Source organism: Vibrio barjaei, assembly GCF_001639065.2.
GTDB lineage: Bacteria > Pseudomonadota > Gammaproteobacteria > Enterobacterales > Vibrionaceae > Vibrio > Vibrio barjaei.
The window spans coordinates 13,675-39,196 of the sequence record NZ_LQXO02000005.1 but is presented as its reverse complement, the minus strand read 5'-3'; the positions used below and the strand labels follow the sequence as shown (position 1 = coordinate 39,196).

The 25,522-nt window shown below is 44.2% G+C and carries 22 protein-coding genes; 7 read left to right on the top strand and 15 right to left on the bottom strand.

The genetic code is table 11. The features are described from left to right. The first annotated feature begins 249 nt into the window (after positions 1-249). Both norR and AWH66_RS01090 read left to right on the top strand, forming a co-directional pair. A complete protein-coding gene (norR, locus tag AWH66_RS01095) occupies positions 250-1,803 on the top strand; it encodes a nitric oxide reductase transcriptional regulator NorR (RefSeq protein ID WP_063604877.1) in 1,554 nt (517 codons plus the stop codon). A gap of 212 nt (positions 1,804-2,015) precedes the next feature. Beyond that, complete coding sequence (locus AWH66_RS01090; protein ID WP_063604876.1) at positions 2,016-3,500, top strand: peptide MFS transporter; 1,485 nt, start codon at positions 2,016-2,018, stop codon at positions 3,498-3,500. Position 3,501: 1 nt separating this feature from the next. Here the strand turns inward: AWH66_RS01090 and AWH66_RS01085 are convergent, their stop codons facing one another. The 6 genes from AWH66_RS01085 to yjjG all read right to left on the bottom strand — a co-directional run bounded on the left by AWH66_RS01085 (position 3,502) and on the right by yjjG (position 11,171). Further along, a complete protein-coding gene (locus AWH66_RS01085; RefSeq protein ID WP_240495589.1) occupies positions 3,502-5,541 on the bottom strand; it encodes a sensor domain-containing protein in 2,040 nt (679 codons plus the stop codon). Positions 5,542-5,686: 145 nt separating this feature from the next. Then, positions 5,687-7,843 carry a cytochrome c gene (locus AWH66_RS01080; protein WP_063604874.1) on the bottom strand — a complete coding sequence of 719 codons (2,157 nt, stop codon included), beginning with the start codon at positions 7,841-7,843 and terminating at the stop codon, positions 5,687-5,689. Further along, positions 7,840-8,451, bottom strand: a complete 612-nt coding sequence (locus tag AWH66_RS01075; RefSeq protein WP_006069308.1) for a cbb3-type cytochrome c oxidase subunit II — start codon at positions 8,449-8,451, stop codon at positions 7,840-7,842. The genes AWH66_RS01080 and AWH66_RS01075 overlap by 4 nt, the downstream gene beginning before the upstream one ends. A gap of 1 nt (position 8,452) precedes the next feature. Further along, the gene (ccoN, locus tag AWH66_RS01070) at positions 8,453-9,862 is read right to left on the bottom strand and encodes a cytochrome-c oxidase, cbb3-type subunit I (protein ID WP_063604873.1); all 1,410 of its coding nucleotides are present in this window, start codon (positions 9,860-9,862) and stop codon (positions 8,453-8,455) included. Between the two features lie 11 nt (positions 9,863-9,873). Beyond that, complete coding sequence (locus AWH66_RS01065) at positions 9,874-10,218, bottom strand: c-type cytochrome (RefSeq protein ID WP_062458556.1); 345 nt, start codon at positions 10,216-10,218, stop codon at positions 9,874-9,876. Between the two features lie 278 nt (positions 10,219-10,496). Beyond that, positions 10,497-11,171 carry a pyrimidine 5'-nucleotidase gene (gene yjjG / locus AWH66_RS01060; RefSeq protein ID WP_063604872.1) on the bottom strand — a complete coding sequence of 225 codons (675 nt, stop codon included), beginning with the start codon at positions 11,169-11,171 and terminating at the stop codon, positions 10,497-10,499. Between the two features lie 193 nt (positions 11,172-11,364). On the opposite strand from yjjG, the gene AWH66_RS25275 reads away from it, so the two are divergent. Together AWH66_RS25275 and AWH66_RS01055 are read left to right on the top strand one after the other, a co-directional pair. Further along, a complete protein-coding gene (locus tag AWH66_RS25275) occupies positions 11,365-11,544 on the top strand; it encodes a hypothetical protein (RefSeq protein ID WP_081836405.1) in 180 nt (59 codons plus the stop codon). Positions 11,545-11,557: 13 nt separating this feature from the next. After that, complete coding sequence (locus AWH66_RS01055; RefSeq protein WP_038227264.1) at positions 11,558-12,766, top strand: MFS transporter; 1,209 nt, start codon at positions 11,558-11,560, stop codon at positions 12,764-12,766. Between the two features lie 143 nt (positions 12,767-12,909). Here the strand turns inward: AWH66_RS01055 and pstB are convergent, their stop codons facing one another. The 5 genes from pstB to AWH66_RS01030 all read right to left on the bottom strand — a co-directional run bounded on the left by pstB (position 12,910) and on the right by AWH66_RS01030 (position 18,158). After that, positions 12,910-13,659 carry a phosphate ABC transporter ATP-binding protein PstB gene (gene pstB / locus AWH66_RS01050; RefSeq protein WP_006069313.1) on the bottom strand — a complete coding sequence of 250 codons (750 nt, stop codon included), beginning with the start codon at positions 13,657-13,659 and terminating at the stop codon, positions 12,910-12,912. A gap of 99 nt (positions 13,660-13,758) precedes the next feature. Then, positions 13,759-14,622 carry a phosphate ABC transporter permease PstA gene (pstA, locus tag AWH66_RS01045; protein ID WP_006069314.1) on the bottom strand — a complete coding sequence of 288 codons (864 nt, stop codon included), beginning with the start codon at positions 14,620-14,622 and terminating at the stop codon, positions 13,759-13,761. Positions 14,623-14,627: 5 nt separating this feature from the next. Further along, positions 14,628-15,566 carry a phosphate ABC transporter permease subunit PstC gene (gene pstC / locus AWH66_RS01040; protein WP_006069315.1) on the bottom strand — a complete coding sequence of 313 codons (939 nt, stop codon included), beginning with the start codon at positions 15,564-15,566 and terminating at the stop codon, positions 14,628-14,630. 97 nt (positions 15,567-15,663) lie between these two features. Then, on the bottom strand, positions 15,664-16,485 hold the full coding sequence (locus tag AWH66_RS01035) for a phosphate ABC transporter substrate-binding protein (RefSeq protein WP_006069316.1): 822 nt from the start codon (positions 16,483-16,485) through the stop codon (positions 15,664-15,666). A 299-nt stretch (positions 16,486-16,784) separates the two neighbouring features. Beyond that, positions 16,785-18,158 carry a DEAD/DEAH box helicase gene (locus AWH66_RS01030; RefSeq protein ID WP_050798564.1) on the bottom strand — a complete coding sequence of 458 codons (1,374 nt, stop codon included), beginning with the start codon at positions 18,156-18,158 and terminating at the stop codon, positions 16,785-16,787. Between the two features lie 368 nt (positions 18,159-18,526). Here AWH66_RS01030 and AWH66_RS01025 point away from each other — a divergent pair, with 368 nt between their 5' ends. Continuing rightward, positions 18,527-18,775: an Lpp/OprI family alanine-zipper lipoprotein gene (locus tag AWH66_RS01025; protein WP_006069318.1), complete on the top strand. Its 249-nt coding sequence runs from the start codon at positions 18,527-18,529 to the stop codon at positions 18,773-18,775. A 67-nt stretch (positions 18,776-18,842) separates the two neighbouring features. On the opposite strand, the gene AWH66_RS01020 is transcribed toward AWH66_RS01025, so the two are convergent. From AWH66_RS01020 to AWH66_RS01005, 4 genes are read right to left on the bottom strand one after another with little or no spacing between them, the layout of a single operon-like run. Then, the gene (locus tag AWH66_RS01020) at positions 18,843-19,754 is read right to left on the bottom strand and encodes a L,D-transpeptidase family protein (protein WP_038226132.1); all 912 of its coding nucleotides are present in this window, start codon (positions 19,752-19,754) and stop codon (positions 18,843-18,845) included. Continuing rightward, positions 19,754-21,157: a deoxyribodipyrimidine photo-lyase gene (gene phrB / locus AWH66_RS01015; RefSeq protein WP_063604871.1), complete on the bottom strand. Its 1,404-nt coding sequence runs from the start codon at positions 21,155-21,157 to the stop codon at positions 19,754-19,756. Before phrB ends, AWH66_RS01020 begins: the two co-directional genes overlap by 1 nt. Then, entirely contained in the window at positions 21,154-21,960 is an 807-nt protein-coding gene (locus AWH66_RS01010; protein WP_063604870.1) for a MerR family transcriptional regulator, read from the bottom strand. The genes phrB and AWH66_RS01010 overlap by 4 nt, the downstream gene beginning before the upstream one ends. Next, positions 21,950-22,900 (bottom strand): YbgA family protein, encoded by a 951-nt coding sequence (locus AWH66_RS01005; RefSeq protein ID WP_063604869.1) that lies wholly within the window; start codon positions 22,898-22,900, stop codon positions 21,950-21,952. Before AWH66_RS01005 ends, AWH66_RS01010 begins: the two co-directional genes overlap by 11 nt. A gap of 325 nt (positions 22,901-23,225) precedes the next feature. On the opposite strand from AWH66_RS01005, the gene deoD reads away from it, so the two are divergent. Beyond that, the gene (gene deoD / locus AWH66_RS01000; protein WP_006069323.1) at positions 23,226-23,936 is read left to right on the top strand and encodes a purine-nucleoside phosphorylase; all 711 of its coding nucleotides are present in this window, start codon (positions 23,226-23,228) and stop codon (positions 23,934-23,936) included. A 76-nt stretch (positions 23,937-24,012) separates the two neighbouring features. Continuing rightward, positions 24,013-25,485 (top strand): hypothetical protein, encoded by a 1,473-nt coding sequence (locus tag AWH66_RS00995; protein ID WP_063605155.1) that lies wholly within the window; start codon positions 24,013-24,015, stop codon positions 25,483-25,485. The last annotated feature ends 37 nt before the right edge of the window (positions 25,486-25,522 follow it).

Sequence of the window (25,522 nt, the reverse complement as noted above, 5' to 3'; positions counted from 1 at the left end):
ACAACCTCACCTCTACGCTTAAATAATAATGATTATCTTTACTAATATTAAGCATATCGCGGGCCATGGAGACAGAAACAAGCACTATTTTTGCTAACTACCTGAATACATTTATGAATAAGGCTTATCAGATAACTAAACACTCATCTTTCATATCTTACTTTGTTTATTCGATAATCCTTAAACTTGGTCATTATGATAAATAATTTGTTATAGTGACAAAATTAGCACTGGTAATGGAGCTTCGTTATGAGCCAATTTCGTTCGGCATGGTTGCAGATTGCCCTAGACATCACATCCGGTATTTCAGAACAAGATCGCTTTGATCGTTTACTTTCCACCATTCGCCAAGTTCTTCAGTGTGACGCAGCGGCACTACTCAAGTTTGATGGTAAGTCTTTTGTTCCCTTGGCTACTGATGGACTGAGCGCGGATGTATTAGGCCGCCGTTTTGAAATAGACAATCATCCTCGATTTGAAGCAATTGCGAGAGCAGGAGACATTGTTCGTTTCCCTGCAAACAGTGATCTCGCCGATCCCTATGATGGACTTATCCCAAACCATGAAGGCAATCTAGAAGTTCATTCTTGTGTCGGTCTCCCACTTTTACTACAAGATAATCTCATCGGGGCGATCACCATTGATGCTTTCAATCCAACTCAATTTGATACGACCGCAGACAAAGATCTCAGGATACTAAGTGCCTTAGCTGCCAATAGTCTTCATACCGCTTTGTTAGTAGAAAAGCTCGAGCGTTCTGGAGGAATTTCAGAGTCCTCCAGCTCTACTAAACTGGCCCGTCAGGATGCAGCAGATATTATTGGTCAGTCACGACCTATGGGCGCATTAAAACAAGAGATTTCAGCGGTTGCGGATACCGATCTGTCGGTACTGATTATTGGAGAAACAGGAACAGGTAAGGAGTTGGTAGCACAGTCTATCTATTCACAATCCTCTCGCAAGGACGAAGCTTTGGTTTATCTCAACTGTGCTGCACTGCCAGAGTCCGTCGCAGAAAGTGAGCTATTTGGGCACATCAAAGGCTCATTTACCGGCGCTATCAGCAATCGCAAGGGCAAGTTTGAATTGGCTAACAAGGGAACGTTGTTTTTGGATGAAATTGGTGAACTTTCTCTCGGATTGCAAGCGAAGCTATTACGAGCGTTGCAATACGGCGATATTCAAAGAGTCGGTGACGATCGAAATATCAAAGTAGATGTCAGAATCATTGCCGCTACTAACCGTGTCATGCACGAAGAAGTGAAAGCAGGCCGCTTTCGAGCAGACCTTTACCATCGACTCAGTGTTTTCCCTATCTTTGTCCCACCACTAAAAGAACGTGAGGGTGACATCGTTTTACTGTCTGGTTTTTTCGCAGAGCGATGCCAACATAAGCTCAAGGTGTCTAGCATTAGTTTAAGTGATGAGGCACTTTCCAAATTACAGGCATACGACTGGCCAGGGAATGTGCGAGAGCTTGAACATGCTATTAATCGAGGCGCTGTCATTGCTAAAGCACAAAGTACCTCGTCGCATGTTTCTATATTAGCGCAACACATCACACTAGATGTTCAATCAGAACAACACCAGCGTGAGACAGAGCCGCAGTTCACTTCTTCCGGCCATACAACACGTACATTGAGCACATCCGCCTCGCTCAAAGATGCTGTCGATGAGTTCCAAACTCAATATGTTCGAAAAGCCTTTTCGGATAATAATCAGAATCTAAGTGCCACGGCAAAACAGTTAAGCGTTAACCCGGGTAATCTGCATCGTCTAATGAAGCGCCTTAACCTGAAATAGACTCATATTTATAGGCATCATCAAGGGCATCATCGTGTGCCCTTTTCTTTTGCCTACAGAAGATTCGATAACAATTTCTCACCCGAACGATTAGAAAATGTCGTGTGTAAAAGCCACACAATAGGAGTAGAGATCAACATGTAACAAATTTTGTCTGTTAACATTTATCTGGATATTTAAACCACTTCCTAATAAATACTAAGGATAAAATTATGTGGAATAAACTAAACAAATCCATGATGTTCTGCCAAATGATGTTTGGCCTTTCATTTTATGGGGTGATGGTCATTCTCACGAGGTTTTTTCTAGAAAATCTCGATTACAGTGAAGCGGACACTATGATGGTAGTGGGTGCGTTTTCATCAATCGGCCCCTTATTCGCTATCGCAGGTGGCTTTATAGCCGACAAATTTTTAGGTGCGTACCGCTCATTGACGATTGCTTATTTCGGATTTACTTGTGGCTATGTATTGCTTGTCGTCGGAGCTTCAACCGTCAACATCCCTTTAAGCCTGGCAGGTATTGCTTTAGCAAGTTATGGACGTGGCTTAATGTCCCCTTCTTATCCAAGCCTTTACAAGCGTACGTTCAAAAGCCAAGAAGACTTCGAGAATGGTTACCCTGTAAATTACTCAGTGAACAACATCGGTGCTTTATTAGGTCAATACCTATTCCCAATGTTCGTTCTCGTCATCGGTTTTTACGGTAGTTTCTTGCTATCTGGTATCTTGGCGTTTGCAGCGCTATTCACGTTAATGACATTCCGCAAACAGCTTCAGGGCGTTGGCGCAGACATCGACCAAGCATCCGTCTCTAACGCAAACTGGATTAAGTTCGGCATTACGTCCATCGCCATGGTTGGAATGGTGTTCTTTATGTTCTCCAACATGGACATCGGTAAGAACATTGTTTATGCCATTGGTTTGGCAGCAATTGGCTATTTCATTTCTCTGATGTTCAAAGCAGAAAAAGCGGACGCGCTGCGTATGGGCACCATTTTAATCGTAACGGTTCTGACTACTGCATTCTTTGTCTACTACGGCCAAATGATGACTTCGATGACCATGGTAACCATCAATACTATGCGTGGTGACCTGTTCGGTATCATTCCAATCGCACCGGAAGCGTCAATGTCAATGAACCCATTATGGTGTATTGTTGCAGGCCCAGTTATTGCAGCTACCTTCTCGAGTTTGGAGAAGCGTAACATCCATTTCACCACAGCAACCAAAATTGGTTTCTCTTTCATTCTGACTGCCATTGCGTTCGGTATTCTGGCGCTAGCCGTAAAAAACATCGGCGAGAGTGTCATCATTCGACCTGAAATTTTCTTAGTTATCCACTTCTTCCAAGCCTTTGCAGAAGTGATTGTCGGTTCACTGGTTGTGGCATTTATTCTGTCTGTAGCACCGAAACATATTGAGAACTTCTCCGTGAGTTTATTCTCTGTGGCGATTGCACTATCTGGGATTGTGGGCGCTGTGTTCTCAACCTCTATCGCAGCGGAAAAAGGCCAAGAAATCACTCAAGAGTTTGTTAAGACAGTATATGGCGACTACTTCTCACTACTTACTGTACTCGCAGTAGTGATGGTAGCAGTAGCCTTCACTGCATCCATTGCTATTCGTAAGATGCTAGCAGCCGCTGATAAACACCAGCCTCAAAGCGAAGCAGAGCTTACCGAAGCTGAAAGCTAAATCAAACAAATAGCGTAGCTAATTGGTCAGCGGTTACTGGTTTACTAAACACGTAACCCTGACCATATTCACAGCCATGAGAGCGCAAGTATTCAACTTGGTCTCCATTCTCAACACCTTCTGCCACGATCTTTAGAGAAAGCGTTTCCCCCATGACAATGATCGCCTGCACGATAGCGTTGCTGTCATTTTCATCAGGAACATCGCAAATAAAAGAACGATCGATCTTTAGTTTGCTGATCGGTAATCCTTTTAAATACGACAACGACGAATACCCGGTCCCAAAATCATCAAGCGAAATCTCGATTCCCAACTCTCTGATTTGATTCAAGGTATCTACCGCAAGTTGGTGATCGATAAGTAAAAAGCTCTCGGTGATTTCGATCTCCAATCGCTCAGCTGGAAAATTAGTGTCTAGCAGTTTTTGTTTGAGCTTGGTGACAAAGTTAGGATGTTGCAGCTGTAACCCAGAGACATTAACCGCAATTTTACCGAACGCGACACCCTGATCGAGCCAGCGGCGACCCTGTTCACACGCTTCACGTATTACCCAAGCTCCAATTCGCTGGATCAGCCCCGTTTTCTCCGCAATGGGGATAAATTGAGCTGGGGCAATCACACCTAATTCAGGATGATTCCAACGTAACAAGGCCTCTACCCCTATCAGCGTATTATTCGTCAGATCATATTGAGGTTGATAAACGAGGGACAATTGTTGCTTCTCAACTGCATCATGCAGCGCAGACTGCACACGTACATGGAGAACCGAACTGTAGGTTAAGTCTGGAGAATAAAACGCGTAGCCATTGCGACCGTTTTTCTTCGCTAAATACATGGCAGTGTCCGCGTTCTTGAGTAAGGTTTCGCTGTTTTGACCATCTTGCGGGTACAAGGCCACACCAATACTCCCGGACACTCGTAGCGACTCTTGCGCATCTAACTCAAAAGGGCGATTAAACACACCAAGCGTTTCATCGATTGTGTCCAACAACTGCGCTTCACTGTCATAATCAGTCAGAATAATCACAAATTCATCACCACCAATACGTCCAATATTTGCTCGGTGATGAAGAACGTCCGTCAATCTGTCCGCTACTTGCGACAATAATCTATCGCCATATAAGTGCCCCTTACTGTCGTTAATGTGCTTGAAGTGGTCTAAGTCTAAAAACAGTGTCGCAAATTGCTCGCTATGGCGCTGACCACCTTCAATGCTCTGCTCTAATATACTTGTTAGATGAGAACGATTCGGCAGATTGGTAAGAGGGTCGAAGAATGCCATTTTGCGCAGTTTCTCTTCATGCGCTTTCTGCTTTGAGATGTCCTCAAATACACAAATGTAATGCAAAAGCGAATTGCCATCGTCATTGATGGTACTTATCGTCGCCATTTGAGGATAAATGCTGCCGTCTTTTTTGCGGTTAATAAACTCGCCTTTCCAAAGACCCGTTTCTGAGAGTTGTTGCCAGAGGTTTTGGTAGAATTTATCGTCATGGTGACCCGATTGTAGGAATCTGGGGTTTTTACCGATCACTTCAATAGCTTGATAGCCCGTGACTTCTGAGAAAGCGCTGTTTACATCCAAAATCTTGCCATTTTGGTCGGTAATCATCATACCTTCTTGAAAGTTATTGAATATTTCTGATGTGATCGACAGTCTGACTTCGACTTGTTTCCGACGGGTGACGTTTCTCGTCATGCCAATGATACCAATTAGCTCCCCATCTGGTTGCTGAATTGGTGATTTGATGGTTTCTAGCCAGACATCATGACCATATGCGTCACGACTGGCGCACTCTTCCACAGTCTCTTGGGCGCCAGAGTCTATGACTCTATCGTCGGCTTTTTGGTAATGCTCTGAGCGACTTTTCGAGAAGAGCTCAAAGTCAGTCTTACCAAAAATCTCCGAGCGAGGAAGGTTCCATGCGGATTCTACGCTTTTGTTGACGGCGATGTACTTCCTATCCGAATCCTTCACCCACACATGATCGTCTAAAGCATCAATAAATTGTTGTAGGGATGGGATTTGTTTTGAAGACATGATGATATAACTCGAACCAAACGTGATGAAGTCGCCACCTAGATGACGTTTCAACACATCGTACTAAATACTGAACAAGTTTTATAGCAAACCGCTGTTTAATTAACCAAAATGTGCAGACGATATATAAATCCAAATGCACATCTTAGTTTACATTGATATTACCATCACGCTCATCATACATATCTGGGGTGACATGAAGACCGCCCGAATATCCGGCTTTTTCCAGCATTTCACGCACTTCTTTCACATCATTTGCAGTAACAACGTCTTCTCTAGCCCCTAAATATGACCTCACGAAGGTGATCAATTCAGCTAATCGTGTATCCGATAATACGTCCTCGAAACTTGCCATAGGCATAAAGTTTCTGTCCTTATCAATGTACGTTGGCTGAAGTCCGCGAATCGTTACTGCAATCGTGTTGAATGGGTCACTGTGCATAATGATGCCATTGTTAAGTAGTGTTGGAGCGATAGGATCACGCCCCTTACCATCTTCCCCATGACATGCACCACATGTTTGGTTGTAAGTGGTATAGATCTCCGCAGCGTAGGCCGCCGCATCAAAGCCGGTGGGTTGTAACTGCACCGCATTTTCATCAATAAAATTGTTAGTGTCTCCGCTCAACAGATAGTAAGACATGGACTCAATGTCTTCGCGAGTCATAAGACTCAGACTGTTTTTGATCACATCTGCCATCCCTGCAAATGCCGTCCCTTTCGAGGAGTGACCGGTATGAAGGAAGTCTGTCAGACTTTGAATATCCCATCCGTCAACGTATAGCTCAGTAGCTGTGATATTTGGAGCATTCCAACCATCTATTAAATTGCCTTGGAAGATTCTGTCGTTTTCAAGCGCTTGAGCGATGTTCCTCGGTGTGTGACATTCGGAGCAATGCCCTAATCCCGCCACCCAGTATTTGCCAAGCTGCCATTTATCTACATCATCTACTTTATCTTTCAGCTCATCAGGCACTTGGTAATCAATTGGCGTTCTATCCGCAAATACAATGTCCCAACCAAGTAAGCCAAGTCGGATATTTGAAGGAAACATCATCTTATTGGGGTCATTTTTGCGAGCAACCGCCGCAATGGACTGCATGTATTCCCACAGATCGCGCATATCCTGCTCATTAACGTACTGATAGGAGGTAAATGGCATCGCAGGATACAAGTAGCCATGTTGACCTTTGCCATCAACCAACGCTGCACGGAAGTCTTCGTAGTCGTAACTACCTATACCTTCTGAAACGTGGGGTGTTATGTTGGTCGAATAAATGGTGCCGAAAGGTGTAACGAATGGCAGACCACCAGCAAACGGCTCTCCCCCTTCAGCACTATGGCAGGCGACGCAATCACCTGCATGCGCCAGATACTCTCCACGCTCCACTGACGACGCATCAAGCTTGGCAAGTCGAGAATTGTTGTCCAACCGCGCTTTGGTTATGTATGCACCAATAGCCAAAATTTCATTCTGAGAGAGCTGCTGTCCAAAGGCTGGCATAACATTGTTTAGGCCTGCACGAATGGTGTGCTGAATTTCCTCTATACTGCCACCATGTAACCAGATGTTGTCAGCGAGATCAGGTACGCCTTGCTCTATATTCGGAACTCTGCCATCCCCATGGCAGGAAACGCAATGTTGTATAAATAGCTCTTTCCCCAATTGGACTTTGATTTCAGGTACATCGGTATGGCGTTGATTTAAAGAAGCTAAGTAATACGATATTTTGGAAATTTCATCCGGTCGCAATACATCAATCCACCCCGGCATTGCACCGTTTCGACCTAATTCTATAGAGTGAATAATGGCAGCATCCGATCCTCCATATAGCCACTCATTATCGATAAGGTTTGGAAAGTGTTTTGCGCCTTGTGCATTGTCACGATGACACGCCGCACAATGAGTCTGAAAAAGCATACGTCCAGATTTCACTATATTTGGCTCATTCGCTAAGGCCAATAACGAGTCATCAGTAAGTTCGGAAAACTGCTGCGCTAGTGTGGTATTTGGACGACTCAGTTTATCGTTAGCTTGGTCGTAATCCATCAGCCCTTTCCAACTGCCGACTCCGGGATACAAGATCAGGTAACCAACAGAAATGGCAAATGCAACAAAATACGAAACAAACAACAATTTTGGTGGCGGCGCATCGTTCTCATCAATGCCATCAAAGGTATCTAACACTCTGTCTTTGTCAGCTTTGTGATTGTTGCGCCAGTACTTAACGACCACCAGCACCATTAGGATGAAAAATACAACAGTGCCGACAGCAGCCCAAAGGCTCCAAAAATGACTCATTGTCCATCCTCCTCTGCAGTATCTACACCCAAACTTTGAAGGTAGTGAATCAGTGCTTCACCTTTTGTTTTTCCTCTCACTTGCAGTCGAGCATTGGCAATTTCATCATCAGTATAAGGAACACCTAAGAACCTAAGGGTTTCCATTTTCTCTGTGATGTCATCTCCCGTCAGAACCTGTTCGAACAACCAAGGGTAAGCAGGCATAATGGAAGTAGGCACAACTCTGCGAGGGTCTATTAGATGTATTAGGTGCCACTGGTCAGAGTATTTTCGCCCGAGATTAGTCAAATCGGGTCCCGTGCGCTTCGAGCCCCATAAGTTGGGAAACTCATAGATGTCATCCGGCTCTTGGTTAGCCCTGCCGTTTCGCTTCATTTCGGGCTCAAGCGGCCTCACCATTTGAGTGTGACAGACATGGCATCCTTCGCTGATATAGATATCACGACCAGCCACTTGGATCGCCGTAAGCGGTTTGGCAGTGCTGTTCGCAACAAGCTCCGGTGTTCGCAGTAAGTTTGGAAGTACCCATACTAAAATAGAGAACGACGCGACCACTATGGTAGAGACAATTAATATGAAGACTGACTTGGTAAAATCTGCACTCATGTTAAGCCTCCTTTGCGATTAACGACATTGGCATTTTGACGGTCTTGTATATGTTTACAGCCATGAGCAGCAAACCAAGCACAAACAGCGCACCGCCAAAGAATCGAAGGAATAACCAAGGTGCTTTAAAGTTCATCGCTTCCACAAAGCTGTATACCAATTCACCATTATCGCTTTGTGCTAACCACATATAACCCTCACCTATACCTGCTACCCAAAGCGAAATGGCATAGATAGCGACACCAGCATGAGCAAGCCAGAAGTGCCACTTTATGAGACGCGGCGACCACAATTCTGTTTTCCCCCATAGTCGAGGAATGAAATAATAGAATACCGCTATACCCGACATTCCAACCCATCCAAGAGCCGCTGAGTGAACATGCCCTATAATCCACTCCGTGTTGTGTGCAACCATGTTGAACCAACGAATCGCGAGTAAAGGCCCCTCAAATGTCGCCAAGCAGTAGTAAAGAATGGCTGAGAAGAAGAACAGCATGATGTAGTCAGATTTGAGCTTTTGTTTGTTCTGAAGCAGGGTCATGGCACTGTTAAATGCGCCCCCCCAAGAAGGTAACCAGAGGATCAAGGACATCACTATACCGATGTTCTGAACCCACACAGGTACAGAAGAGTAGACCAAGTGGTGAGTACCCGCCCAAGTATAAAATCCGACCAAGCCCCAGAAATGAATTATGGACAAACGATAAGAGTAAATCGGACGTTCAGACACTTTTGGGATGAAATAGTAGTTCATGCCAATGATGCCGGCAGTGAGCAAGAAACCAACGGCATTATGTCCCCACCACCACTGTACGATGGCATCCTGCGCACCTGCGAAGACAGAATAGGATTTCATTAATGAGGCGGGCATCGCGAGGTTATTGACGATAAATATCATCGCAATAACAATAATGAATGCTGCAAAGAACCAGTTAGCAACGAAGATATGAGAAACTTTCCTTTTCGCTATTGTTCCAAAAAAGAGCACAGCATAAAGCACCCAAACTAAGACAATGAGAATATCAATCGGCCACTCGAGCTCCGCATATTCTTTTGAAGTTGTATAGCCAAGAGGCAATGAAATCAGTGCAAGCAACAGCACTAATTGCCAACCCCAAAAGACCATCCAGGCAAGGCTCTTGTTGAAAATCTCACACTGCCCAGTTCGTTGAACAATGTAGAGCGAGGTACCCATTAAGATATTGACCACGAAGCCGTAGATAACGCCTGAAGTATGAAGCGGTCTAAGTCGTCCAAACTGGAAATACTCGGAATCAAGGTTGAGCGCAGGCCAATAGAGCTGAGCTGCCAAAATAACGCCAATTGTCATACCCGCCACAGCCCAAATCAACGAGGCGATGATGAAGTATCGAACAACTTTAGTGCTGTAGTTAGGAGATGTCGTATCCATAAAAGCTCTCCTTATTGTTTAGCATCATCAGAGCCAAGTTGAGAGTAGTAATAAGCAATGTCGGAGATGTCTTGTTCGCTCAAAGCATCGGCTTGCTGCTGCATAAGGACAGCGAGTCCCCCTGAACGTTCTCTAGTTTGATAACTGCGAAGCGAGGTCATGAGATACCCCATTTTTTGACCCCGCAGATTTGGATAGGATTCAATGCTGGATATGCCGTCGGCGCCGTGGCAGGTCATACAAACTTTTGCTTTCTGTTCTCCAACTTTGAAGCGTTCATCTGCATGAGTGAAAGAAGAAGCACTGAGTGCTCCGAGAAAACAAAGTAAGGGTATGGAAGAGACATATTTACCCATGACACAATTCCTTATGTGGCCTGTGTGATAAAGCTACTGCGTTACTTCAACTTTATTCGTCTGTATAAAATCTAGCTGATTCAGTACGTTGTTAGTGTTGAATGGCACTCTAGGGTGCCAAGAAACGTTGCTCTAGTAACTCCTACGCCTACTTGTACGGTGTGGCGCAATAAATGGGGCAAACTTTAGTTGTCTCTAAAACATAGGAAGGGTAAAGCGGATATTCAAATATTGAGAGGGATTAAATCGCCTTCGCAATTGACGAAGGCGAATGGAGTTTAGGCAAACAAGGTGGTTTTTAACTCAGCAAGAGACGTTACTTCGTAATGAGGTGCAATACCTTCTGGTCGCGGATGACCTTGTGTATTTAACCAACAGGTTTCGATACCAAAGTTAAGCCCACCGAGTACATCGGAATCAGGGTTATCACCAACCATCAGTATCTTTGATTTACTCGGGAGGCCCATTAATTGGTGGGCGTGCTGAAAGATACCGTGGTCAGGCTTCGCCACACCTACTTCTTCCGAGATAACCACATGCTCGAAGTAGTCACTTAATCCAGTACGCTCAAGACGAATCGCTTGTAGTTCCGTAAAACCGTTGGTAATGATGCCAAGTTTGGCTTGACCATTTAATGCATCGAGTAGCTCCTTCGCACCCGGCAGCAAGGTACAAATATCAGCCATAGCTTCTAAAAATGCACTGTTCATTTCTAGCGGAGTGATACCAAGTTTAGTCGCCCAACCTTCAAAGCGAATATGTTTGAGTTGTTCTGCGGTGATTTTTCCGTCTTGGTAATCAACCCATAATGGTTTATTAACCAACTGATACTCTTCGTAGTCATCACTAGAGAAGTTTACGCCAAAACGTTCAAACATTAGTTTCATACCACCAAAAGAATCAAAGTGGAATAAGGTTTCGTCGGCGTCAAACAAGATCCAATCGTACTTCATTTTTTGTTTTCCATTCTATTTACCGCGAGATTATATACCTAACTCAACTCACGGTGCATCTTGAGATTGTCACTCTCCGTGACAGAGTTCGAATACATGCATGCTATGCATAGATTAATTCACAAAATGTCATTTGAGTCATTCAAACCAGATCATTACACTTCGCGCTCTTTTTAAACCACTATTGAGCGTCATGTTTTCACAATCCATTTTTGCTCAACTCGTGAGAATGTTGTTGCTATTGGTTATCACCCTAACCGCAGTGCACCACTCTCCTGTATTGCTGGAGCTTATTGCAAAACAGGCAGTGCATACTGGGTGCCACCAACAGAACCCAACCGATCCTATGGATCATTCTCATCACCATCATTAGAGCGTAATTATTAATGAGTATTTTTCGTTTTCCCCCATTAGTTTGGTTGGGTATCGGCATCTTGATTGTCAGCTTGGGTATACGACAGTCATTCGGTATTTTCATGATGCCTATTTCCGAGCACTTCGAAACTGGGCGAGAGTTCTTTAGTTTTGCGATCGCATTGCAAAACCTTTTGTTTGGCCTTTTCCAACCCTTTGTCGGGATGGCGGCAGATAAATGGGGTTCAAAACGCATTATTTTAATAGGTGCTATCGCCTATGCATTAGGTCTCTATCTGACCTCAATAACGAATGAAACCAGTGTTCTTTATCTATCACTAGGTGCGCTTGTTGGTCTAGGTTTGAGCGCGACAAGCTACGTCATCATTCTAGGAGCAGTCGCGAAAGTCGTACCGGCGGAACACGCCGCAAAAGCATTTGGCTTAACCACAGCGGCCGGATCATTCGGTATGTTTGCCATGATCCCAGGTGCTCAATTAATGTTGGATGACATGGGTTGGCAAGGTGCATTACAAGGTTTTGCTGCCTTGTGCACTCTGATGGTTGCGTTTTCACTATTTATGAAATCCTCACGTCAAAATAACGCAGGTAAAACACCGATTGAAGACAACGAGCTAACGCTAAAACAAGCACTAAAAGAAGCATTTCATCACAAAGGTTATTGGTTAATTCATGCTGGCTTCTTTGTTTGTGGCTTTCATGTGATGTTTATTGCTACGCACTTGCCAAGTTATCTTGCCGATAAGAACCTGCCAGCAAACAGCGCAGCCCTTGCGCTTGCCTACGTCGGTATTTTCAATATCTTTGGTTCGTATTTTTGGGGGCTAATGGGTGACAAATACAGTAAGCGCCATGTCATGTCGATGCTGTATTTATTCAGAACAGTAGTAATTGCTGCTTTCGTTTCACTTCCCGTAACAGAGTACACAGCGGCGTGGTTTGGTGGTGCGATTGGCTTCTGCTGGCTTGGCACAGTACCACTTACTTCAGGTTTAGTTCGTCAGATTTTTGGTGCTCGCTATCTTTCTACTCTTTACGGCTTGGTGTTCTTCACGCACCAAGTGGGAAGCTTTTTAGGGGCATGGGCTGGTGGTAGGATTTACGACTACTATGGTTCCTACGAACCGATTTGGTGGTCGACAGTAGTCCTAGCCTTTGTGGCAGCACTGATTCACTTGCCGATAAATGACAAGCCATTACGCGTTGCCGCTACTGCTTAATTGAATAAAAAAAGCCCCTCTAACAAGAGGGGCAACAGTACCATCGCTTATAGTTATAGTGATATGCCAATAAATTCGGGTCACTCGCTAATTGTTTGATTCAATGGAATCGCGCGATAACTGGAAATTGTGTTCAAATGCGATTAACCGAAGTCACCATTTACATAACCTTGAGTACGGTCATCCGCTGGGTTTGAGAAAATAATCGGTGTTTCATTGTGCTCAACCAGTTCTCCCATTAGGAAAAATGCCGTACGGTCTGAGATACGACGCGCTTGCTGCATTGAGTGAGTCACGATAACGATGGTGTAGTCTTTCTTAAGCTCTTCCATCAACTCTTCAATTTTATGTGTCGCGATAGGGTCAAGTGCCGACGTTGGTTCGTCCATCAGAATGACATCTGGTTCCATTGCAATAGTACGTGCAATACACAGACGTTGCTGCTGACCACCAGATAAACCAAATGCATGCGACTTAAGACGGTCTTTCACCTCATCCCAAAGTGCGGCACCACGCAAAGAGCGCTCTACCACCATATCAATGTGCTTCTTATCTTTGATGCCTTGAGCACGCAGACCATACGCCACATTCTCGTAAATACTCATTGGGAATGGGTTTGGTTTTTGGAAAACCATACCGACTTTAATGCGAAGATCAGCCACGTCGATATTGCCATAGATGTCAGTACCATCCATTTCCAGCGAGCCAGTGATTTTCACACCTTCGATCAGATCGTTCATACGGTTTAGACAACGTAGTAACGTTGATTTGCCGCAGCCAGAAGGACCAATCAACGCCGTCACTTGGCGAGTTGGAATCGGTAGGTTGATCGATTTCAGTGCTTGGTTTTCACCGTAGAAAAGGTCTAGGTTTTCAATATTAAATTTGTTCATAGTCTTAATCTCTAAATTCTTTATCGTGCAATGTCGTCATGTTGGGAGTGGCGAGGCTCTTTATGTTCTGGCTTTGCCACTCAACGTCAATAATCTCTGTTAGTACGTTGCTGTATTGAAGCGGCTAGCGATAAGCTTAGTCAGCATATTGATAAGTAGTACAACTACAATCAATACCGTTGCTGTGCCATAAGCTTGATTCCACTCTTCTATTGTGAACAGTTCCGTTGTGAGTTTATAAAGGTGAACCGTTAGTGTACGACCTGAATCCATCAATGAATCCGGAATACGTGCCACCATACCAGCCGTTAGGAACACTGGAGCAGACTCACCAATTACACGACCAATACTAAGAATGACCGAAGTTAAGATACCTGGCATTGCGCTTGGCAAAATAAGGCGCCAGATAGTGTAGATTTTTGAAGAACCAAGAGCGTACGAACCTTCACGATAAGTTTGTGGTACGGCCATCAATGCTTCTTCTGTAGTACGAATAATAACTGGCAGGATCAAGATACTCAGTGTTAATGCACCGGAAAGAATCGAGAAGCCAAAACCAAGAATAACCACGAAGAACGTCATACCAAACAGACCGAAAATAATCGACGGAATGCCAGCCAACGATTCAGTACAGAATCGAATGACCTTCACTAACTTACTGCCAACTTTGGCATACTCCGTTAAGTAGATTGCGGTCATGATGCCTAGCGGTGCAGCTACTGCAATCGAGGCGATAACCATGTAAATGGTTGACACAATCATCGGGAAAATACCGTGCTCATCGCCAGTACGCGTATAGTTATCGGTAATAAAACTCCAGCTTACGTGTTGAAGACCATTTGAAAGGATGTACCAAATAATCCAGAACAAGAAACCCACAGTAAGTGCAGCAGCGGCCCATACAAATGCATTCAGAACCGCGTCTTTATTTTGGCGCGCTTTTTTTAGTTTAACTGTATCCATAATGATTACTTCGCTTTCTCACGGTTCAAGTAAAGTAGTGCAGCGTTTAGCATCATGATAAACACCAATAACACTACGCCAGTCGCATACAATGCATTAGCGTGAACACCACTTGCGTAAGACATTTCGATCGCAATGTTTGCGGTTAGAGTACGCGCTGAGTCGAGGATACTTCCCGGCATCGCAGGCGCATTACCCATGACCATGATGATTGCCATGGTCTCACCAAGTGCGCGACCGATACCTAGAATCACACCCGTCATAATGCCCGAGCGAGCAGCCGGTACGAGTAGTTTGAAAATGGTATAAATCTTTGAAGCACCAAGTGCTAGTGAACCTTCTTTATAGGTGCGAGGCACTGCACGAATCGAAGTTTCAGATACGGTAATAACCGTTGGAAGAATCATCACACCCAACACAATGATACCCGCAAGAATCGTGTTACCCGCAGGAACATTAAAGATTTGCTGAATCAAAGGCACAATGATGACTAGACCGAAGAAACCGTAAACAACCGAAGGAATGCCTGCCAATAGTTCAACCGCAGGGCGGATAATGTCCGCCAAACGCTTCGGGGCAATTTCTGCGATAAAGATAGCCGTTAGTACACCTACTGGAACACCGACGACAACCGCACCGAGAGTAGAAACCACCGACGCTACAATCATAGTAGCAACACCGTAAAGTGCTGGTGGAAGCCAGTTTTGGCCTAAAACAATGCCAGAAACGCCCACTGCTTGGAAAGCAGGAAGACTTTCTTTGAAGATAAAGTAAGCAATAACCGCTAGCGATACGATACCGATAATTGCACTGGTAAGGAAAAGTCCATGGAAAATTCGTTCTTTCCAATCCACTCGTTTTTGAGCCTTAAGGCCGCTGCCACGAGTTACGGACTGAGTCGCTTCATTACTCATAAGCTTCTCACTATTTGTTGCGATGGTCATAATTAATTTCTACTCGTCGAAAGTTCGAGTTAGACATATAAAAGGCTCAGCCCTAAACGGTGGGCTGAGCAAGGTATTCAATATTTACTGGTAGAGATTAGTTTACTGAGATGTAACCTTTCTTCTCTACGATTGCTTGAGCTTCGTCAGTTAGCATCCAGTCAAGGAACTTCTGAGCTTCAGCAGATGGCTTACCTTGTTGGTAAAGCACTAGGAAAGGACGAGCTACTTTGTATGAGTCGTTCTTAACATTGTCTACAGTCGCTGGCGTGCCATCGATTTCTAGAGCGTGTACAGAAGTATCAACTGTACCTAGAGAGATGTAGCCAATTGCGTATGGGTTGCTTGCTACCATAGTCTTTAGTGCACCGTTACCGTTAGCAACTTGAGCGCGCTGAGAGATAGCCGTTACTTTCATGCCGTTGATTTTTTGCTTCAGGCTCATGATGTCTTCAAATGCGCCACGTGTGCCAGAAGCTGTATCACGAGTGATAGCTACGATAGGTTTGTCTGCACCACCAACTTCTTTCCAGTTGCTAATTTCGCCTTTGTAGATTGCTGTTACTTGCTCAGACGTTAGACCTTTTAGGTCGTTCGCTGGGTTAACAACAACTGCGATACCATCGCGAGCAACAACTTCTTCTACTAACGTTGCTTGTTTTTCATCTTCTTTTAGTGCACGAGAAGACATACCCATGTCTGCTGAGCCATCTTTAGCTGCACGTACGCCCGCAGAAGAACCTGGTCCTTGTACTTCAATGAAAACATTTGAGTTTGCTTTCATATATGTTTCAGAGAAAACTTCCATCAGTGGAGTTACGCTGCTAGAACCTACCGCAGAGATAGTTTCTTTAGCTGAAGCTGGAGTCACTGCTAGTGCGCCTAGTAGAGCGATTGCACCGATAACTGTCTTTTTCATCACAATTTCCTTTATTGGCTTGATTGCCGAGTTTCATTTGAACGCTGACAAGATTAGTGCCCGAATATGACAGTTGTGTTTCACTTAGTTGAAAGGTGTATGACAAATGACAAAAACGTTGAGAGAAGCAATTGGGATAAGATCACTAAAAAAATCAGTAATTTAGTGATAGATTTGACTGTAAAACCAAATATGACAACAAAATTATTTCGATTCTATAACTGTCATATAACTGACGTTTTCAGTTTGAGTAGGATAAAAAAAGAGCCTTGATAAGGCTCTTTAGTGGATATGATTGATTAAGCGTCTTCGGCTGGCTTCGGCTTTTTCTTAGGAATAAAGACCGAATCACCCACAGCAACATTTTTGTAGAACGTTTTGTCGCGTTGCGCCGGCTTCTTAGTCGTCGCTTTCTTCTGTTGAGGTTTACCCTTAGTAGCAGTCGCTTTCTTGTTAAACGCAGGTTTCTTAGGTCTAAAGCCTTTGAACTTACCTTTAAGCCCTTCTAGCTCAGAGAAAGTCAGGTCTTGTTGTAAGAAGGCTTCAACACGTTTAAAGCTATCCCAGTCTTTAGGTCCCACGAGAGATACCGCATCGCCTTTGTTACCAGCACGACCTGTACGACCTACTCGATGTACGTATTCTTCCGTATGTTTTGGCATATCAAAGTTAATTACGTGCGTTACGCTCGCAATATCAATGCCACGCGACGCCACATCGGTAGTCACTAGGATCTTAAATACATGACGCTCGAACTGACTCATAATCGCGTTGCGTTGAGTCTGATTGAGATTTCCACTTAATGCGACTGCTTTAAGCTTCTTCTCATTGAGCCATTTAGTAAGACGTTCCGTATCGACACGTGTCGCAGTAAAGATGATGACTTGCTTATACTCTGCTTGCTCAAGAATGCGTTCTAGAATCGCTTCTTTATGATCAAGGTGATCACATAGATAGAATTTCTGGGTAATGTCTTTGTGCTCTTCATTCGATACGCCAATCGCAATTCGTTTTGGCGCATCTAACATCTCAGCTGCAATATCATTTACTTCAGCATGGTCAAGTGTTGCTGAGAACATCAACGTTTGGCGACGACGGTGTTTAGCCGCGTTATGAATACGACGCAGCTCTGGTGCAAAACCAAGATCTAGCATGCGATCCGCTTCATCAAGAATGAGCGTATCTAAGCCATCAAGGAATAGAGAGCGATGCTCAAGGTGGTCAGCCAAACGTCCTGGTGTCGCGACGATAAATTTTGGGTAACGACGCAGCGCTTTTACTTGATCGTTAAAGTTCTCACCACCTAAGATCAGCGTGGCATCGTAAGATAGGCCACCAAGCATCGATTTTAGTTCGCCATAAACTTGCTTCGCCAATTCACGTGTTGGTGCAAGAATAACAGCACGAGGATCTCTTGCTGAGAACGCTTTGCTCTTGAGCGCTTTATGGAGCATCGGCAATACAAATGCCAAAGTCTTGCCAGAACCAGTCTTCGAAGATGCCAACAGATCCTTTCCAGCAATAGCTACTGGAATAGCTTGCTTTTGAATATCAGTCGCTTTCTTAAAGTCATAATGACTTAAGTTCTTCAGTAGTCGGTTATCAAGGCCAAGTTCTTTAAATTGCAATGCGTGTACTCCTAAAAGGTCGTGCAGATAAAAATGAGCGCGCATAATACCTGATAATTGTCATGGTAACCAGCAATGTCAGTAACCCAGAAATTTGCGTCCCCTTGCTTCATTGTAGGAGATGTCCCACTTAATATGGCCCAAATTCTGCTTTCATTAGATAAAATCTGACGATACAGTGACTTATCGTGTTCTCGCGTTATAATTTTGACAGAGATCACATTATCCTATGCCAAATTATTCTCATAATTAAGAAAGAGGAAGTTTAACCGCAAAATCGCGTAATTTTTTGGTTTTTCTGACTTTTAAATAATTTGCGTTCTTAAAATTAGGCACTAAACTCAAAAATAGCCTCAATGCGATGAATTAAGTAGCAGGGCTGTTTTAAATACTAAATCCTGAAGGAGCTTATAATGAAGAAAGTTTTAATTGCAGCAGCAGCGTCATCAGTTCTACTACTAGCTGGTTGTGCATCTGGTCCAGACGAAGCAACAACAGCAAAAATGGATGACCTAAGCAACCAAGTAAGCCAACTAAGCTCTGACGTGCAAGCACTGAAGAACGAAGTTCAAATGGGTAACAAAAACGCAATGGCTGCTCAAGAAGAAGCTGAGCGTGCAAACGAGCGTATCGACAACATCGCTCAGTCTTACACTAAGTAAGTAACAAGAATACTAAGAAAAACACCCGCTTGATGCGGGTGTTTTTTTATATCTGTAAATCGACCTGTTATTCTAAGTCATCCATAGCCGGTACGACTTCAATCGGCACACCATTTTGTGCTAACACCGCCGCGCGAGCAATTCGGTCATTAATACCGTACTCGTCAAGCCACCACGTCAACTCTTGTGGGATGTCCATTTCCTTTTTAGTTCCGTCACTGCGGGTCAAAGGTTCGTGTGCTTCAATAAACACGCTTCTGTCTGGCTCTAATGCGATCTTTATAGGCTCATCAATGATTCTTACTTGCATACCTATTTTCGCTTGGTGGAACAACCAATCAATGTCTTTTGGGTCCATTCGGATACAACCAGCGCTTACCCTCAGACCAATACCGAAGTCTTTGTTAGTACCATGGATCAAGTAAGAACCTGTCCCGTACGCGAGTCGCATCGCATAGTCTCCGAGTGGGTTTTCCGGACCAGCGGGAACGACTTTAGGTAGCTCGACACCTTTGGCTAAATACTCTTTACGAATTGAAGTAGGCGGCGTCCAAGTTGGAGCCTCTCTCAATTGGCTGATTTTCGTTGTCATTTCCGGTGTATCTTGACCAATTCGGCCAATACCTACAGGAAAGATGTGAACCAGACTTTTGTCAGGTTCAAAATAGTACAACCTTAGCTCAGCCAAATTGATCACGATACCTTTATAATCGACATGCGGCAAAATAGCCTGACTGGGAATGGTCAGCACGTAGCCTTCTTTGGGTAGGAAAGGATCCACACCCTTGTTTGCTGCCATAAGAGACAGAAAGCCAACATCATACTGCTTTGCAATATCCGACATGGTTTCCCCAGCCACCACACTGTGATACTGCAACGTTCCGACCATATTGCTTCCGTCAGTCGGGAGGTTGTAGGTAGCGGCACTCAACCAGTGTGAAAAGCCCAAACAGGCAGCCAAAAGGGTTTTACGTAACATCAATGTTGGTCCTTTGCATCTTTATACAAAGCTAAGGTTATATCTCTTTGTATCTTATGATCAACTATCGGCTTCGGATAATCGACATTCTCGAACTCATTCCAAAGCCAGGGTTTGTGTATAAATTTGTTAGGAACTGAGTTAAGTTCAGGAATCCACGCTCTTATGAACTCGCCATTGGCATCGAATTTTTCCCCCTGACTTATTGGATTAAAAATACGAAAATAGGGTTGACCATCACAACCTGTGGATGCGCACCATTGCCATCCACCATTGTTGGCAGCAAAGTCACCGTCAATGAGTTGTGCCATAAAATACTGCTCCCCCAACTTCCAATCCAAATGCAAATCTTTAGTCAAGAAACTGGCTACTACCATTCTCAATCGATTGTGCATCCACCCTTTAGTATTGAGCTGCCGCATAGCGGCGTCGACGATTGGATAACCTGTTTTTCCCTCACACCACTGCCTAAAATGGTCAAGCTTTCCGGTCCACTTCAGGTTTTTCTCCCATGATAAGTATCCGCGATGTTGACAAAGCTTGGGTTCGAAATAAATAAGGTGTTGGTAAAATTCTCGCCAGATGAGCTCACTCAACCAAGTCTCGGCACCAGTTGATAACGAACAATTGACCGCATCATACTTAAGCCTAGCGACACATTGACGAGCTGATATTGCTCCAATGGCAAGATAAGGGCTTAACATACTTGTACTGTCTAAGGCAGGGAAGTCTCGCTCGGCTTGGTAGAAGCTCGCTTTATCAGCAGAGAAGTCTCGCAGCCGCTGGATGATCTCGTGGCTATCTACAGGCCATTCTGAGCTATCTCTGGTTGGATACGAAAATGAGGAACTGGAGTCGTACAAGAGGTTGGCAGGCACAGTCACTAATGCTGAAACCTGTGGTTTACGCACTATCACCTCACCAACGATTTTTAACCACGCCTTTTTAAAAGGGGTAAATACCTTAAAGTACTCCCCCTTTTGATTAAGTACCGATCCGGGTCTTAAAATACACTTATCATCAAACGTCCTCACACTCCATTTTGACCCAGCTATCTCTGACAATTCCATAACTCGTTTGGCTTCATTAATCTCGTAATCGCAGTTCAAAAACACCTCTTGAACAGCAAATTGATCACAAATGTCAGCCACCCACGTATTCGCAGCAGCATAATCTTGAGCTTCATGGTAGATAAGAGGCACATTGAGTTGTTTTAGCTCACTGTCCAAAGCTGTGAGGCGTCGCCAAATTAAATCAGCTTGAATGGGCGAGAGCGAATGACTTTTCCACTGTTCCGGGGTAGCAACAAAAGCAGCAATGACTGGGGTTTCGCCATCTATTGCTTCAATTAATGCCGTATTATCTGTGACACGTAGATCTCGATTGAATAGAACTAGCCTCATGAAACGGCCCCTTTGCGTACGTCCATCAAATGAGCGATGACAGGAGAAACTCGAATATTGTTTCCTTCCCTTTGCTGTGCTTCCACAATGGTATCCAGCTGTTTCTCTGGCAATGATTTTTGGGCAAATACATAGATAGTTTGATATTGCGTCACATCGGTGAAAAGCGCACTCGTCTCCTCTACCCCATCTAAAAAAACAACGCTCTCACCCTGTTCTATCAACTGAGCGTAGTAGAGCCACGCGTAGATGTTTCCCGCTTCATCCAAATTCACCATTAATTTATCCAACCGGTGACCGCGTTTACTCTCTGAGGTAACCATTAGGGTCAGATGCTTAATAAACATCGTTTTGAACAACGCCAGCTGCAAAGTGCGAGGTCCAAGCTTCAAGAACTGGATAGCTCCCAAAATGGGAATAACGAATTTTGATTCCACAATGATCAGTGGGTACTCCTTGAGTACCATTGCTATCAACCGATCTGTTTTTCCACCGTCTAAATCCGCTAAAGCATCCAAAATATCTGACACTTCTTCCAATTGATTGGCATCTTCCACAGCACTCGAAACCACTTCAGATTCCAATAAAGACTTTACCTTGCCGATCGACACGCCCTTGTTGAGCCAACTCTGAATCGTTTTTATCTTTTCTAAATCATCCGCAGTGTATAGTCTGTGACCCTTTTCAGTGCGAAGCGGCTGAACCAAATTGTAACGACGCTGCCATGCTCGTAAAGTCACAGGTTTAATACCGGTCAAATCTGCTATTTCTCTGATGGCGTACCGTTTTTCATTACAGTCCATATCTTAAACGCATCTCTTCTGGGTGTGGTTGAAGGAAAATTTGGCTCGCCAAGTAATCGTCTGGGTAAGTGCTCAAATAATGCTTTAACAAGGTTAGCGGTGCTAAAATAGGTAACAATCCAACACGGTAATCATCGATAACTTTAGCTAGTTCTGCTTTTTCATCTTTGTTCAATGCCCGCTTAAAATACCCCTGGATATGCATTAAGACGTTAGTGACATTTTTTCTGCTTGCTCGATTTTTTAGCGCATCCATCAAACCATTACGGTACTCGGTATAAAACTCATCTGGAGCGTAGTCACTTTGGTGAGCAACAAGGCGACCAAGCGATTTGTAGGCACTTGGATCATGTGCCATTAGTGTCAATTTATAGCGAGAATGAAAGGCGATAATCTTCCCAGGTGTCGGCTTACCTTCCATTGAACGATAGAAGTCTTTCAAACTGTAAATACGTGAAATGAAGTTCTCTTTTAGAACCGGGTCATTCAATCGTCCGTCTTCTTCTACAGGTAGCCACGGCATCTGTTCCATGAGGTGCTTAGTATACAACCCCACTCCATCTGTAGATGCATGCCCTTTGCTGTAGACTTTAACTCGCTCCATCCCGCAGCTTGGAGATTTTGCACAGACAATATAGCCACACATTTCCGTGTCTTTTATTTCGGCAATCTTCTCTCGGGAGAAGTGCATCATGCCATCCGTATGGTCACGTGTACTGTCTTTCGTATCCACCAACGCGATACGTTCTTCATTCGTCATCAAACGTATAGTTGGTCTGGGCACAGGGAGGCCCATGCCGACCTCTGGGCAAACAGACACGAATTCAAAGTAGTCCGCTAACTCTTTATTAACGTAACTACTTTGCTTATGGCCTGAATCAAAACGGACTTTCTCACCTAATAAACAGGAACTGATGCCCACTACAATTGCGTCTTCCATGATAAACCCCTCGCTACGCTCGTCTATTGGCATTGCATGTTATTGGCCAATAAGTGATACAAAATTTTATCTTGTACAATTGTATGTATCGAACCGCAATTTGGTTCACTTCTCCACGAGAAATTTTCTCATCGAGTGGTTTTTGCAGAAAAAATCGATTGCCCAACCAATTTCAACAGGTTTAGTTATCATTAACTGCCTTTTATATAATTACCGACAAAAATGTGATTAAAATCTCATAGAACGCCAATATATCGGTATAAACTCCCCTTCAACGACGAACAACACGTTCAACAGAATTAGTTAAAACTTTAGGAGTGATACAATGGCTACCCCACACATTAATGCTAATCCAGGTGATTTCGCGGAAACTGTACTAATGCCAGGTGACCCACTTCGCGCGCAATATATCGCGGAAACTTTCCTTGAAGACGTTGTAAAAGTGTGTGACGTTCGCAACATGTTCGGCTTTACAGGTACTTACAAAGGCAAGAAAGTGTCTGTTATGGGCCACGGTATGGGTATCCCATCATGCTGCATCTACGTTCACGAGCTAATCAAAGATTACGGCGTAAAAAATGTTATCCGCGTTGGTAGCTGTGGTGCTGTACGTGACGACGTTAACCTTATGGACGTTGTCATCGGTATGGGTGCATCAACGGATTCAAAAGTGAACCGTATCCGTTTTAACGATCACGACTTTGCTGCTATTGCAGACTACGGCCTACTTGAAGAAGCGGTGAAGCAAGCACGCTTGCAAGAAGTACCAGTCAAAGTGGGTAACATTTTTTCTGCGGATCTTTTCTACACTCCAGAAGCAGACATTTTCGATAAAATGAAGCATCTGGGCATTCTTGGTGTAGATATGGAAGCGGCGGGTATTTACGGTGTAGCTGCTGACTTAGGTGCTAAAGCACTAACTGTACTGACGGTGTCTGACCACATTATCCGTGGTGAGAAACTAAGCTCAGAAGACCGTCAAAAATCATTTAACGACATGATGGTTGTAGCACTAGAGACTGCAATCAACATATAAAGAACAAAGCCAGCTCAATGCCTGAATGAGCTGGCTTTTCTTTGCCAAGGAATCGACCGAACCATAGGGGGTGAACGTGTCAGAAGGCAGACTGCCGTTAGCCGCAAATGGATTACAGCTCAATTTTTGTAAAACATTGGCGTGTGACAATTTTGGACGAAGTGATGCAAACCTCTATATCCTGCAGCACAGTAATCCTAAACGGCCAGCGATGGTATGCCGAGAGTGTGGCGCGTTTCCCCCCCTACTTAATAACCGAGAGGTTCTTAACGAACTTGATCGCTTAAGCCAACATCACCATGACGGCCTTCCCTCTTGTAAGGACGCTCAATGCGAAAACTATGGCCTGTCCGTTCATACTCATAAAGATCGTTACCATGCTTTTGGCTTTAGCGGTGATCGTCAACGTTACCGTTGTAAATCCTGTCAAGGTACTTTTGTCGATCGTTGGTCTGGAACCAACAAAAAACTCACCTTTCAAGAGACACTCTTAGGCTTATTGTTCACTGGCTATTCAGTAAGAGAGATCTGTCGAAAGCTCGAAATCAACCCGAAGACTTTCTATGATCATATTGATCAAATCGCCAGTCGATGCCGACGCAAGCTTGCTGATATTGATGCTAGATGGATTAATCACGCTGATGAATACCAACTCACATCCAATTATCGTACGCTTCAGCCACTAAGTAACAATGGCGTCTTCTGGTTCGCAACCTGTGATGCTAACTCGGGTTATGTATTGTGTCAGCATACCAATTACTCTGCTGATGCCACACCAACTGGCTTTACCGACCACAACGCCTTTCAAGTGGACTGTCAAATTGTTCCATCCGACTACAGTGCAGAAAATAATAGCGAAGTAAATATACCTACCGATAACTTAAAGAGTCGCATCGATGTTAAATATCAGAACATTCTGGCGCGTAGCAATGTCGAAGATCCTCTCGGTAATTTTGCGGCGTTTAACTATCCAGCCGTAGGAGCGCTGATACGCGCACCTTATACCTCTTATGCGCATTATTTGCATATTTTAAAGTCGTTAACCGATAACAAGCGGGTTTCGATTTATATGCCGCAAGATCCCGTATTGCGCTCTGCTGCCCTAACGATTTGTTTGCCTCGTATTCAAGCTGGCACTGTCGATCTTATGTATGTTGAACAGGATGAAAATTGGGCTGATTCTGAACCATCAGAGATGATCGACGTCGTACTGATGGGATGGTGGCGTGACCGCTGGGCAGTGACTCAACAACCTTCCGGTGCAAGTAAAGGAATCTGCTATTTAGCTGGGAGCAATCCGAACGTTCCTTATTGGTTAAAAACGGCTTCAACAAAGCAAATCGATTTTTACCAAGACCGATTCCAGTTGCTTTTTGAGAGCTTTATCAACGAACCAAGAAGAAAACTAAGACCTGCCGGAATCCATCCGCTATTGGATATCTTCAGAGCATGGCATAACCTTTGTTACCAAGACAGATGTGGTCAAACGGCTGCACAACGTTTAGGCGTTACCGACTCGCCTATGACACTAAAATGCCTACTGAGTTAGTAGGCATTTCGATATTTTCTGTTTCTCCCTGTATCTG

Coding starts and splice junctions, on each gene's coding strand:
- norR (WP_063604877.1), top strand. CDS start 250: ATGAGCCAATTTCGTTCGGCATGGTTGCAGATTGCCCTAGACATCACA.
- AWH66_RS01090 (WP_063604876.1), top strand. CDS start 2,016: ATGTGGAATAAACTAAACAAATCCATGATGTTCTGCCAAATGATGTTT.
- AWH66_RS01085 (WP_240495589.1), bottom strand. CDS start 5,541: ATGTCTTCAAAACAAATCCCATCCCTACAACAATTTATTGATGCTTTA.
- AWH66_RS01080 (WP_063604874.1), bottom strand. CDS start 7,843: ATGAGTCATTTTTGGAGCCTTTGGGCTGCTGTCGGCACTGTTGTATTT.
- AWH66_RS01075 (WP_006069308.1), bottom strand. CDS start 8,451: ATGAGTGCAGATTTTACCAAGTCAGTCTTCATATTAATTGTCTCTACC.
- ccoN (WP_063604873.1), bottom strand. CDS start 9,862: ATGGATACGACATCTCCTAACTACAGCACTAAAGTTGTTCGATACTTC.
- AWH66_RS01065 (WP_062458556.1), bottom strand. CDS start 10,218: ATGGGTAAATATGTCTCTTCCATACCCTTACTTTGTTTTCTCGGAGCA.
- yjjG (WP_063604872.1), bottom strand. CDS start 11,171: ATGAAGTACGATTGGATCTTGTTTGACGCCGACGAAACCTTATTCCAC.
- AWH66_RS25275 (WP_081836405.1), top strand. CDS start 11,365: ATGTTTTCACAATCCATTTTTGCTCAACTCGTGAGAATGTTGTTGCTA.
- AWH66_RS01055 (WP_038227264.1), top strand. CDS start 11,558: ATGAGTATTTTTCGTTTTCCCCCATTAGTTTGGTTGGGTATCGGCATC.
- pstB (WP_006069313.1), bottom strand. CDS start 13,659: ATGAACAAATTTAATATTGAAAACCTAGACCTTTTCTACGGTGAAAAC.
- pstA (WP_006069314.1), bottom strand. CDS start 14,622: ATGGATACAGTTAAACTAAAAAAAGCGCGCCAAAATAAAGACGCGGTT.
- pstC (WP_006069315.1), bottom strand. CDS start 15,566: ATGACCATCGCAACAAATAGTGAGAAGCTTATGAGTAATGAAGCGACT.
- AWH66_RS01035 (WP_006069316.1), bottom strand. CDS start 16,485: ATGAAAAAGACAGTTATCGGTGCAATCGCTCTACTAGGCGCACTAGCA.
- AWH66_RS01030 (WP_050798564.1), bottom strand. CDS start 18,158: ATGCGCGCTCATTTTTATCTGCACGACCTTTTAGGAGTACACGCATTG.
- AWH66_RS01025 (WP_006069318.1), top strand. CDS start 18,527: ATGAAGAAAGTTTTAATTGCAGCAGCAGCGTCATCAGTTCTACTACTA.
- AWH66_RS01020 (WP_038226132.1), bottom strand. CDS start 19,754: ATGTTACGTAAAACCCTTTTGGCTGCCTGTTTGGGCTTTTCACACTGG.
- phrB (WP_063604871.1), bottom strand. CDS start 21,157: ATGAGGCTAGTTCTATTCAATCGAGATCTACGTGTCACAGATAATACG.
- AWH66_RS01010 (WP_063604870.1), bottom strand. CDS start 21,960: ATGGACTGTAATGAAAAACGGTACGCCATCAGAGAAATAGCAGATTTG.
- AWH66_RS01005 (WP_063604869.1), bottom strand. CDS start 22,900: ATGGAAGACGCAATTGTAGTGGGCATCAGTTCCTGTTTATTAGGTGAG.
- deoD (WP_006069323.1), top strand. CDS start 23,226: ATGGCTACCCCACACATTAATGCTAATCCAGGTGATTTCGCGGAAACT.